Genomic DNA, 16,205 nt, shown 5'->3' with positions numbered 1-16,205 from the left:
TTCAGCCGCCAAGGTAGGTGTAGCCGTAGAGTCCGGCCTTGAGCTCGACGAAGAACCGCTCGCGGGTCGCCCGGTCCAGGTCTGCGGCGTCGAGCTTGCGTCGATAGTGTGCCAGCAGCGTGCGCGGCTCGAAATGCACATAGCTCAGCAGCTCGTCGGTGGAGTCGCCGCGCTCGGGGTCGAGCAGACGATACCCGCCCGGGGCGCTCTCATCCAACTCCACGTTGACCGCGTCCGTGTCGCCGAACAGGTTGTGGATATCCCCCAGGATCTCCTGATAGGCACCGACCATGAAGAATCCGATGAGGTAAGGGCCGTCCAGCCCCGAGCCGGAATGAACCGGCAGGCTCGCCTCCACGCCACCCTCGTCGACATACTGGGCGATACGGCCGTCCGAATCGCAGGTCAGATCGTGCAGCGTGGCGCGCGCGCGCGGCAGCTCACCGAGGCGCTGGATGGGGACGATCGGGAAGATCTGATCGAGCGCCCAGATATCGGGCATCGACTGGAACAGCGAAAAGTTGCAGAAAAGCTTGTCGGCCAGCAAGGCGTTGACCGCGTCTGCGAGCTCCCGGTGGTGCCGGATCGCCGGGTCGAGGCGTCCGGACAGGCCCCGGCAGATGGCGAAGAACAGCTCCTCCGCGCGGGCGCGACCGGCGAGGTCGAGGCGACCCTCCACGAAGCGCCCCCGCGCTGTCGCCATCAGCTCGCGTGCCTCGGCGTAGACCTCCTGAGGCGGTGCCCGGTCCGTGGTCCGAAGCCGCTCGGCGAGGGCATCGAGCAGCGGATCGCCCTCGTCTGGCCGCGGCGACACCCCCTGGCCTCCCGCCGCCTCCCGATCGATCACGTTCGTGATCAAGACGGCATGATGCGCCGTGAGGGCCCGTCCGGATTCACTCAGCAGATCGGGCTCGGACAGCGCGCGACGGCGGCACTCTGCGGCGATACTGTCGACGATCGCCTTGGCATAACCCTTGAAGCTGTAGTTGACCGAGCAATAGTTGCGCGTGCGGGTTCCCTCGTAGTCGACCCCCAGCCCGCCGCCCACGTCGAGAATACGGATCGGCGCACCCAGGCGCCGCAGCTCGGCATAGAAGCGCACCAGCTCGGCGACGCCGGTCCGGATATCCTGAAGATTCGGGATCTGGGAGCCGAGGTGGGCGTGGAGGAGATTGAGCCAGCCCAGCCGCCCCGCGGCCTCGAGTGTGCCGACCAGGTCCAGGATCTGATTGGCCGACAGTCCGAATTTCGCCGACTCTCCGCCGCTGCTCTGCCAGTTGCCAGCCGCGGCTGCCGCGAGCCGGACCCGCACCCCGAGCAGCGGCTCGACGCCGAGACGTCCAGCCTCCTCGAGGATCAGCGCGATCTCGGACGGCTTCTCGATGACGATCTGCACCCGCAGACCGAGCCGTCGTCCGATCAGCGCAAGCCGGATGTACTCGCGATCCTTGTAGCCGTTGCAGATCACCAGTCCGCCGGGCGGTGAGAGCGCCAGGACGGCCATCAGCTCGGGTTTGCTGCCAGCCTCGAGACCGGCGTGACCGGAGCGCATGATCTCGCGCACCACGCCCGCCTGCTGGTTGACCTTGATGGGATAGACGGGCTGATAGCGCCCGGCATAGCCGCAGGCCGCGCCGGCATCGAGGAAGGCCTGATGGAGCGACTGGACGCGATGGCGCAGGATGTCGTTGAAGCGCACCAGCACCGGCAGCGACAACCCCTCGGCATCGATCTGCTCGGCCAGGACCACGAGATCCACCTCCGTCGGAACGAGCGGGTCCGGGCGGGCGAAGAGGTGACCGGCCGCGTTGATGCCGAAATAGCCCTCGCCCCAGCGGTCGATGGCGTAGATCTGGTTGCAGCGCTGCACCGCTTGGTCCATGAGGCGGGTCTCGGTCGGCGATGATGAATAGCGGATGGTACGGGTCAGAGCCGGAAACGCCTAGTCGAGGTCTGGGAGCTGCGCCATCGGAATGACGGCGGTATCGCCCAAGGTGCGGATTTACTCGCGGACCGATGGGCGTTAGTCCCCGGTGACCGACCGGTGGTGCTGATCGGGCACAGCATGGGTGGGCTGGTGATACGCGATTTCGTCTCACGCTGCAGACATCCGGTGGGGGCGCCCAGCGGGGTCCAGGGTGCGCCGGTCTGCGGTGTGATCCTGGTCGGCACACCCAATCAGGGCTCGGAATGGGCGATGGCGTTGTGTCACTCGCCTCGCTGGAGATCCCAGGCACCCCGCCGCCGGTCCTGTTCCGTGCTTCGCACCGGGGGCTGTTGGCACGGCTTCTCCCCGGTGAACCGGAGCCAGCCGCGATCCCTTACGTCATTGCCGTGCCTGAGGAATGGACGCACCGCTGCCCTTGACGCGCTCTCGCACGCCTTGGACGAAGACATAGAGGGGCGGGATGAGGATGATGCCGATGAAGGTCGCGGCGAGCATGCCGCCGAGGACCACCACGCCGAGCGAGAGCTGACTGGCGGCCCCGGCGCCGGTGGCGAGCACCAGCGGGAGCATGCCGAGGATGAAGCTGACCGCGGTCATGAGCACCGCGCGATAGCGGATGCGGGCGGCGTCGGACGCGGCCCGTTGGATGGAGCGCCCCTCCTCGCGCAGCTGCTTGGCGAACTCCACGATCAGGATCGCGTTCTTGCTCGCGAGCCCGATGAGCATGACCAGGCCGATCTGGGTATAGACGTTGTTGTCCAGTCCGACCAGCCAGGTCGCGGCCAGGCCGCCCAGGCCCGCGATGACCACCGAGAGGATCACCGCCGTGGGCACCGTCCAGCTCTCGTACTGGGCGACCAGGAACAGATAGACGAACAGCAGCGCCAGCATCAGCACCACCGCCGCCTCGCCGCCGGCCTGCACCTCCTGGAAGGTCGTCCCGCTCCAGTCCACGGCGAAGCCCGGGGGCAGGTCGTTGCGCTCGATCGCGCGCAGCACCGTGATGCCCTCGCCGGTGCTGCCCAGCGGGGTGACGTTGACGCTGGCGGCACGGAACATGTTGAACCGCCGCGTGCTCTCCGGACCGAGGACCGGCTCGACGGTGACCAGCGACTGCATCGGCACCATCTCCCCGCGGGCGTTGCGCACGTGCAGCCGGTTGAGGTCCTCGGGGGTCATCCGGAAGGGCCCGTCGGCCTGCAGGAACACCCGGAAGGTGCGCCCGAACAGGTTGAAGTCGTTGACGTAGAGCGAGCCGAGATTCGCCTGCAGGGTCACGAAGAGATCGGACAGGCGCACGCCCAGCGTCTCCGCCTTCTCGCGATCGATGTCGAGGAACAGCTGCGGGGTGCGCGCGCTGAAGGTCGAGAAGGCGCGCTGGATGCCCGGGTCCGCGTTGGCGTTGATGAGGAAGCCCTGCAGCGCCCCGGCGAGCTCATCGGGCGGGCGCCCGGCCAGGTCCAGCAGCTCCATCTCTATCCCGCCGGCGGTGCCCAGACCCTGGATCGGCGGTGCGGCGAAGGCGAACACGGTCGCCTGCGGGATGGACAGCAGCCGCGGCTGGACGCGGGCGAGGACGGCGTCGGCCGTGCTCTGGGGCCCCGGGCGCTCGTCCCAGTGCTTGAGGACCGCGATGGCCAGCCCGCCGCTGGAGCGCACCCCGGCCAGCAGGCTGAAACCGGCGACCGTCAGCACGTGCTCGATCTCCTCCTCGGCGGCGAGTGTCTGCTGGACCTGCTCCAGGACCGCCCCGGTGCGCGCGATGGAGGAGGCATCGGGCAGGGAGACATCGATGAAGAAATAGCCGGTGTCCTCGCTCGGGATGAAGCCGGTCGGCACCTGGTTGAACAGCCAGCCGGTCCCGGCCGCGGCCGCGGCGATGAGCAGCACGGCGAGGACGGCGCGCCGGCCCAACGCGGCGACCAGGCGCGCGTAGCCGTTGCGGCTCCAGTCCAGGAAGGCGAAGAACCAGCGCAAGGGGCCGCGCGGGGCGCGCGAGGGGCGCAGTAGCAGGCCGCACAGCGCCGGGCTTAAGGTCAGGGCGATCAGCGAGGAGAGGGTCACCGCGACCGAGATGGTCACCGCGAATTGCAGATAGAGCTGGCCGGTGATGCCGGGCAGGAAGGCGGTCGGGACGAACACCGCGTAGAGCACCAGGGTGGTCGCCACGATCGGGCCCGTGACCTGCTGCATCGCGCGTCTGGCCGCATCCCTGGCGCTCAATCTTTCCTCGTCGATCAGGCGCTGGGTGTTCTCGACCACGACGATGGCGTCGTCGACCACGATGCCGATGGCGAGGATCACGGCGAACATCGACACCGTGTTGATCGACAGCCCCGCGGCCAGCAGCACCGCGAAGGTCCCGATGATCGAGCCCGGGATCGCCAGCACCGGCACCAGGGTCGCGCGCCAGTCGCCGAGAAAGGCGTAGGTCACCAGGATCACCAGCGAGAGCGCCTGCAGCAGCGTGATGACCACGTTGCGCATGCTGATGCGCACGAAGTCCGTGGTGTCGTAGTAGATGTCATACTCGAGATCGTCGGGGAAGCGCTCGGCAAGCCGCTCCAGGGTCGCGTAGACCCGGTCGGCGGTCTCAAGCGCATTGGCGCCGGGTGAGAGATAGATGCCGAGCGCCGCCGTGGGGACCCCGTCGATCCAGGCATCGGCATCATAGGTCTGGGCGCCGAGCTCGAGCCGGGCGAGGTCCGCCAGGCGGATCACCGAGCCGTCGGGGTTGGTGCGCACCAGGATGCGCTCGAACTCCTGCGGCTCGGTGAGCCGCCCCTTGGCCTGGAGGGTGTAGGTGAAGGCGCGCTCCTCGTTGTCCGGCGGCGCCCCCAGCCGCCCGGCGGCGGCCTGCAGGTTCTGGCGGCGGATCGCGGCCACCACCTCCGCCTCGCTGACCCCCAGCGCGGTCATCCGCTGCGGGTCGAGCCAGATGCGCATGGCATAGTCGAGCGGCCCGAACTGGCTCGCATCGCCCACCCCGGGCAGGCGGGCGAGCGCATCGCGGATGTTGATCTCCATGTAGTTGGAGAGAAACAGCCGGTCGAAGGTCCCGTTGGGCGAGAGCAGGTTCACCGTCAGCAGCATGTTGGTGGACTGCTTGCGCACCGACACGCCCTGCTGGGTGACCTCGTTCGGCAAGGTCGGCAGGGCCAGAGCGACGCGGTTCTGCACGTTGACCGCGGCGATGTCCGGGTCGGTGCCGACCGCGAAGGTGACGTCGAGCCGGTAGCGCCCCGAGTTGTCGCTGGTCGAGGTCATGTAGAGCATGTCGTCGACGCCGTTGACCTCCGCCTCGATCGGCGCGGCGACGGTCTCGGCGACGATCTCGGAGTTGGCGCCGGGATAGAAGCCCTGCACCGAGACCTGAGGCGGCACGATGTCGGGAAACTGCGCCACCGGCAGGACCCGGATGGCGATGACCCCGGCGATGATGATGACCAGCGAGATCACCATCGCGAAGCGCGCGCGGGAGATGAAGAAGGCGGAGAACATGCGCTCAGTCTCCGCTGTCGGAGGCCGCCGGGACGGGCTGCACCCGCATCCCCGGCCGGGCCTTCTGGATGCCGTCGACGATGACGCGCTGGCCCGCCTGCAGTCCGCCCAGCACGACCCAGTCGGTATCCAGACGTTCACCCAGGCTGACCCGGGTCACCTCCACCATGTCCTCCGCGTTCACGCTCAGCACCAGGCGCCCGGCCTGATCCTGCTGCACCGCCACCTGCGGGATGACCAGCGCCTGCTCGGGCTCGGTCGCGCGCACCGTCACCGTCACGAACTGGCCCGGCAGCAGCACCCCGTCGGCATTGTCGAAGCGCGCGCGCACGCGCACCGTGTCGGTGGTGGCATCGACCTCGGGGTCGAAGAACTCGAGCGCACCCGGCTCAGCGAGCCTGGTGCCGTCGGCGAGCCGCAGATAGGGCGCGAATGCACGCGAGCCCCGTGACAGGCGGAACGCCAGCATCGCGCGATCGGTGACCGGGATGGTGACGAAGATCGGGTCGAGCCGAACCAGCCGCGCAAGGGGGCCGGAGGCCGGACCGACCACCGCCCCCTCGGCGAAGTTGACACGGCCGATGCGGCCCTCGAAGGGGGCGCGGATCTCGGTGTAGCTCAGATCGATCTCGGCCTGCTGCAGCGCCGCCAGCGCGGCGTGGCGCGCGGCCGTGGCCTCCTGCTCGGCGGCCCTCGCCTCGTCGAGCTGCGCCTGGGCGGCGGCATTGCGCGCCACCAGCGGCTCGATGCGCTCGCGCTGCAGACGGGCATTGAGCAGCGTCGCCTCGGTGCGCTCCACGTCTGCGCGCCGTGCCGCCACCGCCGCCTCGAACGGCTCGCGCTCGATGCGAAAGAGCAGCTGGCCTTCCTCGACCGTGGCGCCCTCCTCGAATGCGCGCTCCAGCAGGAAGCCGTTGACCCGCGCGAGCAGGTCCACCGCGTCGATCGCCTCGACACGTCCGACAAACTCCGTCGCAGGCCTGACCTCGCGCAGGCTCGCCGATGCGACACCGACCGCGGGCGGCGGGAGATCGCGCGGCTCCGCTACCTCGCCTTGCTCGCAGCCGGCGAGGCCGATCGCCAGCGTCACGACTGACATGCGCAGGATGCGTTGCATGATGACCCCTGTTTGGTCCCGCATGGACACATCGACGGGATGACGGATATGCCGTCGACGTAGGAAGCGCTGACCATCGCATGGTAGATGCCGTCATGGGGGACGGCAAGCTTGTTGGTGTTACCGTCTTCTGGCGAAGGACGCGAGTCGCTGATCCGCTGATCGTGCCTAAGAGCGAGCCGCCACCCCACCAAGAGGAACAGCAGGCTCAGTTGTGACAGCCCGCAACGCGGGTGCGGGAGGGGTGCATTGCGGCAGAAGATTTGCGTGTGACAGGTATAACATAGCCATCTTCAGACCCTGCCCGAGCACTGCTCAGGGCGCTACACCGGGTGAGGGCTCCAGGATTGACCGGAGATGCATCATGCTCACGCCAACCGGCCACGACACCGATACTGAGGTCCCGTTCGTCTCGACCGGGAGCTTGCCTACGCCCGCGCAGCTGGAGGCGCTCGTGGCGGAGGCGCATGCACGCTACCGCTCGGTCGCGGACGGGGAGATTTCTAACGTGTACCCGGCGCTCGCGCGGCTATCGCCCGATCTCTTCGGGATCTGCGTCGCGGGGGTCAGCGGCGCCCTCTATCGCGCCGGGGACGCCGATTACCCGTTCTCGATCATGAGCGTCTCCAAGCCCTTCGTCTTTGCGCTCGTCTGCGCGGCGATCGGCCGCGAGGCCGTCCGGGAGCGCGTCGGAGTCAACGCGACCGGCATGGCCTTCAACTCGGTCGCCGGGATCGAGCGCAGCGGTGACGGTCGGACCAACCCGATGGTCAACGCCGGCGCCATCGCGACCACGAGCCTCGCCCCCGGCGACGCCGCCGAGGCGCGCTGGCGCTTCCTCCACGACGGGCTGTCGCGTTTTGCCGGCCGGCGACTCGAGATGAACGAGGAGGTGCTCGCCTCGGCGTGCGAGACCAACCTCCGCAACCGCAGCATCGCGCTGTTCCTGCACTCGGTCGGTCGCATCTACTGCGACCCGATGGAGGCGGTCGATCTCTATACCCGCCAGTGCTCGCTGAACGTCACGGCGAAGGACCTGGCCGTGATGGGGGCGACGCTTGCCGACGGGGGCGTCAACCCGATCACCAAGCAGCGCGTGGTCGACGCCTCGGTCTGCCATGATGCCCTCGCGGTCATGGCCACCGCGGGTCTGTACGAGACCTCAGGCGACTGGCTCTACGAGATCGGCGTACCCGGCAAGAGCGGCATCGGCGGAGGCATCGTCGCCGTCGCCCCGGGCAAGGGCGGACTGGGCACCTTCGCCCCTCCGCTCGACACCGCGGGCAACAGCGTCAGGGGTCAGCTCGTCGCTCGGTTCATGTCCCGCCGCCTCGGCCTGGACCTGTTCGCCTCGGCCCCCGTCGATGGCTGACACCGAAAGAACGAAAAGGCGGGGACCGAGGGGGGTCTAGCCCCATTGTTTTTTCGCTAACGTCTCTGCGCCCGGATGTGTCATCTTATAACATCTCGCGCCAGCAACCCCAGCGCCGCTCCAGACTCCGACCCGCACCATGCACCCGCCCCGTCGCGTCAACTGGAGGCTCTTGCTCGTCGTCTTTGCGCTCCTTTCCGCGCAGGTCCTTCTGGCCGCGCACGAGCTGGAGCACCTCGATCGCCACGGCGACGGTCTCTGCAAGATCTGCCTGCTTGGCGCCACGCACGACGCGCCTCCGATGGCCTCTCAGCCGCCCCTGACCTTCGGTTCCGCCCGGGCGCTCCCGGCATGCGGGCCTGACTGCGGGCCCCGGCTCGGCACCCTTTGCCGCCGCACCAGCCGCCCGCGGGCGCCGCCACTAACGACCTGGATCTAACCCGCATCGCCTGATCCTGCACGGCCCGCGTCTGGATACCGGGTATAGGTGCTCGTCTCAGTTTCCGGAGTCTACTCATGCACGAATCCTTCCTGCGGGGCGTGGTCGCGGCGGCCCTGCTCACCCCAATGGCCGCATCCGCGGCGTCTGATGCCGAGATCGCCGAGCTCCGGTCGATGCTCGGCGAGATGAAGGCCGAGTACGAACGACGCATTCGGGCGCTGGAGGATCGCCTGGCCAAGGCCGAGCGCGAGGCCGCGGATGCCGTGGACACGGCTGCTGCATCCCGTCCCATCTCCGCGCCCGTGGTCCACGCTCCGGCGACGTCGCAGGCCGCGGGGACGGGCGGCGGGCTCGGTGCCCTGAGCACCGGCTCTGCCTTCAACCCTCAGATCTCGGTGATCCTGGACGGGAACTACTACCACGACGGCAGCGGCGGCGAGGGCGCAACCCTGGTCGGGGAGGCCTTCACGCCAGGGCGCGCCGCACATGTCCACGAAGGCGAGGCGGAATCCGGTCATTCCCATGGGGGTGAGGATGGCCATGCCCATGCGGCGACGGAGAACGGCTTCAACTTCCGCGAGGCCGAGATCGCCTTCTCCGCCACCGTCGACCCCTACTTCGATGCGGCCATGTACCTCGCTGTCGACGGGGACGGCAACGTGGACCTGGAGGAGGGTTACTTTCAGACCCGCAACCTCCCCTACGGCCTGAAGGTCAAGGGCGGCAAGTTCCTGAGCGACTTCGGCTACATCAACAAGCAGCATCCGCACCAATGGGATTTCGTCGACCAGAATCTGGCCTATCTCAATTTACTCGGCGACCATGGTCTGCAGGACACGGGCCTACAGGTCACCTGGCTACCCGATCTCCCCGTCTACACCCTGTTCGGCGTCGAGGCACTCCAGGGCGACCAGGAGGTCTTCGGCGCGACGCTCGGAGACGACGAGCAGGGCGAGCTGAATCTGGGCGATACCAAAGACGGCCCTCGGCTGTGGACCGCCTTCGCCAAGCTCTCGCCCGACATTGGTGAGAACCATGCCCTGCAGTTCGGTCTCTCCTACGCGCACAATACTCAGCACCAGGAAGTCCACAGGCATGAATTCGAGCTCGAGGACGAAGGGGAGCATGAGCACGAGGGCGGCGAAGAGCACGAGGAGGAGCACATGCACGCCCTTCTCGAGAACGGGCTGGAAGGGGACGCCGACCTGTGGGGCGTCGACGTCGTCTACAAGTACGACGCTGACGGGGCCTACGGGAAGGGCGACGTCAAGTTCCAGGCCGAGTATCTGCGCTCCATCAAGGACACGCGCATCAATAGCGCCAATGTCATCGAAGAGGCGACCGGCGAGGTCTTGGGCAGCGAGGCGGTGCTGATCGGCTCCACCCGCAAGTTCACCACCGACGGTCTTTATGTCCAGGCCATCTACGGCTTCGCGCCAAAGTGGACCGCGGGCCTGCGCTACGACGTCCTCGGGCTGACCAACCAGGTCAGCGGCGGCGAGAGCGAAGACTTCGGTTCGTCGGACCGCTGGACCCTGGACCTGACCTGGAACCTGTCGGAGTTCTCGCGGCTGCGGGCCCAGTACGCCTATAACGACATCCTGGTTTCCCCGGACGAGCGCGAGCGCTTCGACGCCTTCTACCTGCAGTTCCTGATGAGTCTGGGCACCCATGGTGCCCACACGTTCTGAATCCTGGGGGTGAGCGAGCATGATCCAACGCATTCCTTTGGTTCTTGTCGGCCTCCTGACCCTGGCGGCGATGCGAGCGTCGGCACTGGATGTCGTCGCCACGAGCCCCAGCATGGGCGCCCTGGTGCGCGAGGTGGCGCCCCGGGCGGCCCTGACCGTTCTGGCTGGGTCCAACCGGGACCTGCATACGCTGCAGGCCAAGCCCACCATGATGCGTGCCCTGCGCGGCGCCGACTTGGTGGTGGCCCTGGGCGCCGAGCTGGAGGTGGGCTGGCTGCCGGTGGCGATCAGGAGCGCGGCCAACCCCGGGATCCTGCCCGGGACCAACGGCTACTTCGAGGCGGCGGCCCAGGTGCCATTGCTCGACGTCGGTGGATCCGCCGACCGGGCCCTGGGCGATGTTCATCCGGTGGGCAACCCGCATGTCAACATGGATCCGCTGCGCATGGCCACCGTCGGCCGCGCCCTGGCGGAGCGCCTCGCCCTGATCGACCCCGCCGGAGCGGACGGCTATCGCCGGGCGGCGGAGGCATTCGCCGGGAAGGTCGAGCAGCGAGTGGGTGGGTGGCGCGGCAAGCTCGCCGGCGCGCCCGGTGTGGTGCTCTATCATCGCGACGCCATCTACCTGCTCGATCGTTTCGGTGTTCCCCTGTTGGGCACCATCGAGCCGATCCCCGGCGTGCCGCCGACCGGCAGGCAGATCAGCGAGCTGACCTCCGCGCTCAAGGGGCGCCCGGGTATCGTCATTTACGCCCCCTATCAGTCGCCGCAGGCGCCGAAATCCCTCGCGACCAACCTGGGGTGGCAGGCCGTCATGCTCTCCCTGGAGCCACCACAGGGCGCCGACGGCGACGGCTACCTCGCCCACATCGGACGCTGGGTCGATACCCTCGCGGGCGCCAAGTGACGATCGCCGTTGGTTCACCACTGACAGTCGAGCTGCTGCGGGTGGAAGGACTGGTCGCGGGCTACGCGCGGCCGGTGATCGGGCCGCTCTCCTTCTCGGTCAGCCGCGGCGAGGTGCTGGGGCTCTGGGGGGGCAACGGGACCGGGAAGTCCACGGTGCTCAATGCGATCGCCCGAGGCGCCCGGATCCTCGGCGGCACCGTCGAGCGGGCGCCCGGGTTGACCCTCGCCTATCAGGAGCAGCAACCCGTGCGTCTCCCCGTCATGCCGCTCACAGGCTACGACCTGCTGCGCACCGCCGGTGGCGATCATGCCAAGCCTCCCGAGGCGCTGGCGGCGATCCTGCCCCGGCGCATCGACACCCTCAGTGGCGGTCAGTACCAGCTCCTATGCGTTTGGGCTGCGCTCGGCAGCGCCATGGACCTGGTGTTGCTCGACGAGCCGACCAACAACCTGGACCCAACCACCGAGTCGCGGCTGGTGGAGATCCTCGCCGAGCAGCGCGGTCGGCGCGCGGTGCTGCTGGTGAGTCACGAGCGCCGCTTCCTGGATGCCGCCTGCTCGCGGGTGTTGGCCGTCGACCCCTGGAGCCTCGGGTCCTGATGGACGCGCTCGCCGGTGTCCTGCTGGATCCGCTGTTTCGGGTTCCCCTCCTGACCGGGCTGTTGCTGGCCGCTGTGCTGCCCCTGCTTGGGGCCTTCCTGATGCTGCGCGAGGAGTGGCTCGCGGCCCTGGGACTGGCCCACCTCGCGGCAGCCGGCGCCCTGGTCGGACTCGCGGGCGGGCTTCCCGCGGTGGTTGGTGGCACACTCGGCGCCTTGCTGGGCGGAACCGCCAAGGCCCTGCTGCGCGCACGCGGCAACGCGGCCTATGGATTCATGATCCTGATTGGTTGGGCGAGCATGCTGTTGGTGGCCGCCAATACCGCGATCGGCGACGCACTGGGGCACGCCTTGATCGACGGGCAGCTCTATTTCGCCGGGCGCCTTGACCTTGCGGCTGCGGCGTTGCTGGTCATCCTGAGCGCTGCGGCCCTGCCTTGGCTTGGCCCGCGCATCCTGCGCGCCCGCTTCTTTCCGCGTTTCGAGCAGGCCAACGCCCTCGCGGCCTGGCGCTGGCACTTGGGGCTGGACCTGCTGGCAGCGGGAGGCATGGCCGTCGGCACGACGACCCTGGGGCTGATGGGTGCCTTCGCGCTGGTGTTCGTGCCGGCCTGGCTCTCGTTCCGGATCGCCGCGTCCTGGCGCTGGACGCTGATCTTGTCGGCGCTGGTGGGCAGCGGCGGGTACCTGATCGCGTTCGCAGTCGCCCTCGCGATGGATCAGCCTTTCGGGCCCGTCCTCGTAGCGATCTTGATCGGCCTCGCGGCGGTGATGTCGCCCTGGGGCGGGCGATTGCGGGATTCCAGCGGGTGACTGGAAGGAGTTGGAAGCCCACGGCGGTGCGGATCGTGCTGCGTGACCGACCGAGTTGGCTGCATTCGCTCCCGGGCGCTCGCCGCGGGGCGGACCGCCCGGCAGGCCACGCCCTCAGATGTCGGCGGCCTGGCGCAAACGCCGTCGCCCGGCGCCCTGTTGGGCGGACTCACCCATCGCTGACATCCTTTGAAGGGCTTCTGGGTGGGGACGGATGCCGGGTCCCTGGCATGGCCTTGTCACGGGATGCTATCGTGGCCCCCTTGTCGTTGGGCGGCCGATTGGTTCACGGAGGGTCCACTATATGCCAGCGTCTGTCCGCGCCGCAGTCGCCTTCGCCTTGTCGACCGGGATCGCCGCGGCCCCGGGGGTGCGGGCGGCGCCGAGCGTCAGCTTCTCCATCACCCCGGTTCACCAGCTCGACGCGGGCCTGGACTCTGGCGGTGAGGTGGGTTTCACGGCGCTGCTCGCGTCGCTGGGGATCAGCTGGAGGCTCGACCCGCGCGCCTCCCTGGGGGCGCGGCTGCGCCTCGACTACGAGGAATGGCATTTCGACGGCCCCCGCGGCTTCGGCGGTACCGCGCCATGGACAAGGCTCTACCGGGCCGGCGTATCGGTCCCCTATGGCCTCGAGACCGAGCGTGGTTGGCGTTGGGGTCTGACACCGACGATCGAGTATTCGGGTGAAGCCGGGGCGAGGCTCCCGGACGCCGTGGAGTACGGGTTTACGGCCTCCGTGTCGCGAGATGTCCGGCCCCATCTCACCCTCGGGCTGGGTGTCGGGGTCTTCGAGCGAATCGAGGACAGGACTGTCTTTCCGTACCTGATCATCGACTGGCGGATCAGCGAGCGACTGCGTCTCACCAACCCCTTCGCGGCCGGACCGGCAGGCCCGGCCGGACTGGAGCTCTCATATCGGCTCCCTTCCGGTTGGACCGCCGGCGTCGGGGCAGCCTATCGCTCCTATCGCTACCGTCTCGACGAGGACGGCCCCTTCCCGGGAGGCGTCGGCGAGCACCGCTTCGTTCCCCTGTTCGTCCAGCTCGGCCGCGACATCTCCAAGGGCCTGGCCCTCAGGCTCTACGCGGGGGTGGCGGCCGGGACCAGGCTCGGGGTCGAGGACGCGCGCGGCCGGCGGCTGAACGAGGAGGATGCAGACCCGTCGGCGACGCTGGGCGTGTCGCTGATCGGGCGCTTTTGACCCGCCGCGTCCGGCGGGCCGGCGCTCGTTCTTGGTGTCTCGCGAGGCCGCGAACCCCCACCGGCGTCATGCGTATCCGCCCCTGTGCCGAGAGATCGGCTCCTTGCCGCGTTCCGGCTGGCGGCGCCAACACCCAATCGCCGCGCTCACCACCGCGAGCATCGACCGTGACCTGTGACATCCCGGAGTTGACCGATACCCTGCGCAGCCGGCCCTATGACTGGCGCGAGCTCAGCCGAATGGTGCTGAGCCACCGGCGCGAGCTGGTCTTCGCCAACCTGTTGGCGGTGCTCGGCACGCTGGTCAGCGTGCCGCTGCCGCTCTTGATGCCGCTGCTGGTGGACGAGGTCCTTCTGGGCAAGGCCGGGGCGCTGGTCGGCTGGATGGACCGGATCTTCCCGGAGCCCTGGCACGGCCCGGTCCTGTACATCGTCGCCATCCTGCTCCTGACGTTGTCGCTGCGCCTCATTGCATTGGCGATCAGCGTGATCCAGACGCGTCAATTCACCTGCATCTCGAAAGACGTGATCTTCCGCATGCGCCGCGAGCTCCTGAAGCGCCTGGAGCGGGTATCCATGGCCGAGTACGAGACCCTCGGCAGTGGTGCCGTCGCCTCGCATCTGGTGACGGATCTGGACACGGTCGACCGCTTCGTCGGCGGTGCGACCAGCAAGTTCCTGGTGGCCGTGCTCAGCATCCTCGGAACCGCGGTGGTCCTGCTGTGGATGAACTGGCGGCTCGGACTGTTCATCATCCTCCTCAACCCCGCGGTGATCTACGCCACGACGCTGCTTGGCCGCAGGGTCGGGGAGCTGAAGAAGCGGGAGATCACCGCGTTCCAGGCCTTTCAGGAATCCCTGTCCGAGACCCTGGATGCGATCCAGCAGATCCGCGCCGGCAACCGCGAGCGTTTCTACATCAGCCGCACCATCGGCCACGCCCGCGCGATCCGCGACTTCGCGACCGCCTTCACCTGGAAGAGCGACGCGGGCAACCGGCTGTCGTTCCTGATCCTGATGTTCGGCTTCGACGTGTTTCGGACGCTGGCCATGTTCATGGTGCTGTTCTCCGGACTGTCGATCGGTCAGATGCTCGCGGTCTTCGCGTATCTCTGGTTCATGATGGGCCCGGTGCAGGAGGTGCTGGGCATCCAATACGCCTATCACGCGGCGCAGGCCGCCCTGAACCGTCTCAACCGGCTGCTCGCCATCGACTTGGAGCCGTCGTATCCGCACCGGGCGGATCCCTTTGCCGGAAAGCCCACCGTCTCGGTCGATCTCGAGGATATCCGCTTCGCCTACGGCGGCGGGCCCCTGGTGTTGAATGGGATCTCGATCGCCGTCGCGGCCGGGGAGCGGGTCGCCTTCGTTGGTGCCAGCGGGGGCGGCAAGACGACGCTGGTGCAGGTGATCCTGGGGCTGTACGCGCCGCGCTCCGGGGTCGTGCGTTTCGACGGGGACCCGGTCCAGCAGATCGGCATGGACGTCGTGCGTGACAACGTCGCGACCGTGCTGCAGCAGCCGGCGTTGTTCAACGACAGCGTCCGGATGAATCTGACCCTCGGGTGCGACATGCCGGATGCCCACCTTTGGCGGGCGCTGGAGGTCGCCCAGCTGCGCAGCGTCATCGAGGATCTGCCGCAGCGGCTCGACACCTTGCTCGGGCGCAACGGGGTTCGTCTGTCGGGCGGCCAGCGTCAGCGCCTGGCGGTGGCGAGGATGGTGCTGACCGATCCCAAGGTCGTGATCCTGGACGAGGCGACGTCCGCGCTGGACGGGGAGACCGAGGGTCGGCTGCACGCCGCGCTCACCGGCTTCCTGGCGGGGCGAACGACCATCATCATCGCCCACCGCCTGAGCGCCGTGCGCCAGGCCGACCGGGTCTATGTGCTGGAAGACGGGCGCGTCGCCGAGCAGGGCCGGCACGAGGAGCTGATCGCGGGCGACGGCCTTTATGCGAGCCTGTACGGGCGCCAGTCGGGGTGATCGCGGGAAACGAGCGCCGATAGGAGCACGATGGTCTGGCTGCCGGGCGCCACCCTTCACAGGCACGCTGGCCCCGGGGGATCCGCAGGTCGCTCTGGTCGAGCTGGATGGTGTGGGCGTCCAGCGTCCGCCATTCCGGATCCCTCGATACCGATGTCGACCCCGGTCCCGGAAACGGGGTGCCCGTCACTGTCGAAGAGACACGCGTCCAGGTGGTGTCTCGTGCTCACTTCCAGCGGCCTCAGTCCGGTCGGCCGATCGGTCGACGCCGGTCGGAATGCTTGGCGCCGGAGAACAAAAGCATTGCCCGTGAGAAGCAGCAGATCGCCCTATCTGCAACAGTGCAGAATAGCGTGGCTTGCGACCCTCGCGGATCAGACCTGCGTTCGCGGATCAGGGGATCGGAATGGCTTCAGATGCGGGTTTCGTCCGGGTGTTGTGCGAAGTGGACCCACCGCGCCGCAGCCGTAAGGCGAAAGCGCCGCAGGCCGTAAGCAAGCCAATGGGGCCTGGCTCAGAAGGTCTCAGAAGGTCTTGAGGAAAAAAGGAATCACCATGGCGTTGGTCAGGTCGATGAAGAAGGCCGAGACCAGCGGCACGATGATGAAGGCGCGGTGGGAGGCGCCA

At 68.3% G+C, this 16,205-nt stretch carries 11 protein-coding genes and 1 pseudogene; 8 read left to right on the top strand and 4 right to left on the bottom strand.

Annotated elements, in window-relative coordinates:
• Nucleotide 1 precedes the first annotated feature (1 nt).
• Complete coding sequence (gene speA, locus LJE61_RS02410; RefSeq protein ID WP_296914110.1) at nucleotides 2–1,882, bottom strand: biosynthetic arginine decarboxylase; 1,881 nt, start codon at nucleotides 1,880–1,882, stop codon at nucleotides 2–4.
• 72 nt (nucleotides 1,883–1,954) lie between these two features.
• Between speA and LJE61_RS02405 the strand changes: the two are divergent.
• Nucleotides 1,955–2,197, top strand: a pseudogene (locus tag LJE61_RS02405) (esterase/lipase family protein); the annotation flags it as partial.
• Nucleotides 2,198–2,326: 129 nt separating this feature from the next.
• Here the strand turns inward: LJE61_RS02405 and LJE61_RS02400 are convergent.
• Nucleotides 2,327–5,449 carry an efflux RND transporter permease subunit gene (locus tag LJE61_RS02400; protein ID WP_296914109.1) on the bottom strand — a complete coding sequence of 1,041 codons (3,123 nt, stop codon included), beginning with the start codon at nucleotides 5,447–5,449 and terminating at the stop codon, nucleotides 2,327–2,329.
• Nucleotides 5,450–5,453: 4 nt separating this feature from the next.
• Entirely contained in the window at nucleotides 5,454–6,590 is a 1,137-nt protein-coding gene (locus LJE61_RS02395) for an efflux RND transporter periplasmic adaptor subunit (RefSeq protein WP_296917300.1), read from the bottom strand.
• Nucleotides 6,591–6,930: 340 nt separating this feature from the next.
• Between LJE61_RS02395 and glsA the strand changes: the two genes are divergently transcribed.
• Complete coding sequence (gene glsA, locus LJE61_RS02390; protein WP_296914104.1) at nucleotides 6,931–7,938, top strand: glutaminase A; 1,008 nt, start codon at nucleotides 6,931–6,933, stop codon at nucleotides 7,936–7,938.
• Between the two features lie 85 nt (nucleotides 7,939–8,023).
• Here glsA and LJE61_RS02385 read toward each other — a convergent pair whose 3' ends face one another.
• Nucleotides 8,024–8,227 (bottom strand): hypothetical protein, encoded by a 204-nt coding sequence (locus LJE61_RS02385; protein WP_296917298.1) that lies wholly within the window; start codon nucleotides 8,225–8,227, stop codon nucleotides 8,024–8,026.
• A 227-nt stretch (nucleotides 8,228–8,454) separates the two neighbouring features.
• Here LJE61_RS02385 and LJE61_RS02380 point away from each other — a divergent pair, with 227 nt between their 5' ends.
• From LJE61_RS02380 to LJE61_RS02355, 6 genes are all read left to right on the top strand, one after another.
• The gene (locus tag LJE61_RS02380) at nucleotides 8,455–10,071 is read left to right on the top strand and encodes a TonB-dependent receptor (RefSeq protein ID WP_296917296.1); all 1,617 of its coding nucleotides are present in this window, start codon (nucleotides 8,455–8,457) and stop codon (nucleotides 10,069–10,071) included.
• A gap of 19 nt (nucleotides 10,072–10,090) precedes the next feature.
• A complete protein-coding gene (locus LJE61_RS02375; RefSeq protein ID WP_296914096.1) occupies nucleotides 10,091–10,978 on the top strand; it encodes a metal ABC transporter substrate-binding protein in 888 nt (295 codons plus the stop codon).
• Nucleotides 10,975–11,580, top strand: a complete 606-nt coding sequence (locus LJE61_RS02370; protein ID WP_296914095.1) for an ATP-binding cassette domain-containing protein — start codon at nucleotides 10,975–10,977, stop codon at nucleotides 11,578–11,580. The genes LJE61_RS02375 and LJE61_RS02370 overlap by 4 nt, the downstream gene beginning before the upstream one ends.
• A complete protein-coding gene (locus LJE61_RS02365) occupies nucleotides 11,580–12,392 on the top strand; it encodes a metal ABC transporter permease (RefSeq protein ID WP_296914093.1) in 813 nt (270 codons plus the stop codon). Before LJE61_RS02370 ends, LJE61_RS02365 begins: the two co-directional genes overlap by 1 nt.
• A 304-nt stretch (nucleotides 12,393–12,696) precedes the next feature.
• The gene (locus LJE61_RS02360) at nucleotides 12,697–13,593 is read left to right on the top strand and encodes a hypothetical protein (protein ID WP_296914089.1); all 897 of its coding nucleotides are present in this window, start codon (nucleotides 12,697–12,699) and stop codon (nucleotides 13,591–13,593) included.
• Nucleotides 13,594–13,760: 167 nt separating this feature from the next.
• Nucleotides 13,761–15,578: an ABC transporter ATP-binding protein gene (locus LJE61_RS02355; RefSeq protein ID WP_296914086.1), complete on the top strand. Its 1,818-nt coding sequence runs from the start codon at nucleotides 13,761–13,763 to the stop codon at nucleotides 15,576–15,578.
• Nucleotides 15,579–16,205: the final 627 nt, after the last annotated feature.

This window comes from Thiocapsa sp. (assembly GCF_022340925.1).
GTDB lineage: Bacteria > Pseudomonadota > Gammaproteobacteria > Chromatiales > Chromatiaceae > Thiocapsa.
This window is presented reverse-complemented; position numbering and strand designations above follow the sequence as displayed.